The sequence below is a fragment of the Thalassotalea sp. ND16A genome, from assembly GCF_000764205.1.
Lineage (GTDB): Bacteria > Pseudomonadota > Gammaproteobacteria > Enterobacterales > Alteromonadaceae > Thalassotalea_A.
This window is the reverse complement of record NZ_JQDZ01000065.1, coordinates 1-568: the sequence shown is the minus strand read 5'-3', so window position 1 is coordinate 568 and position 568 is coordinate 1. Positions and strand designations below refer to the sequence as shown.

General features: G+C 52.5%; 1 protein-coding gene. It reads left to right on the top strand.

The genetic code is table 11. From position 1 onward, the window contains the following. Nucleotides 1–568, top strand: a 568-nt coding sequence (locus tag ND16A_RS21310; RefSeq protein ID WP_033077699.1) for a putative Ig domain-containing protein, incomplete at both ends; no start/stop codon positions are given.

The window sequence follows — 568 nt, the reverse complement described above, 5'->3', positions numbered from 1 at the left end:
GGACGCCAGGCAATGGTATAACCACTTCCGGTGCGGTGACGCTAACTGTTCAGGATGGCGGCGAAAACGGTGCGTTACCGGATTCGCAAATCTTTACCATTACGGTAACGCCAGTGAATCAGGCACCGACCATTACTTCAATTGCACCATTAACGGCGACGGAAGGAAGTGAATATGCCTATACGGCAACGGTGACCGATGTCGATGACGCCAACAACGGTACTGACTTAACGTGGGGCTTAACTAACGCGCCAGCTGGCATGACAGTAACGTCTACCGGGAAAGTGATGTGGACGCCAGGCAATGGTATAACCACTTCCGGTGCGGTGACGCTAACCGTTCAGGATGGCGGCGAAAACGGTGCGTTACCGGATGCGCAAATCTTTACCATTACGGTAACGCCAGTGAATCAGGCACCAAGCATTACCTCGACTGCGCCGCTAACGGCGACGGAAGGAAGTGAATATATCTATCCGGCGACGGTGACCGATGTTGACGATGATAATAACGGTGCTGATTTAACGTGGAGCTTAACTAATGCGCCAGCTGGCATGACAGTAACGTCTAC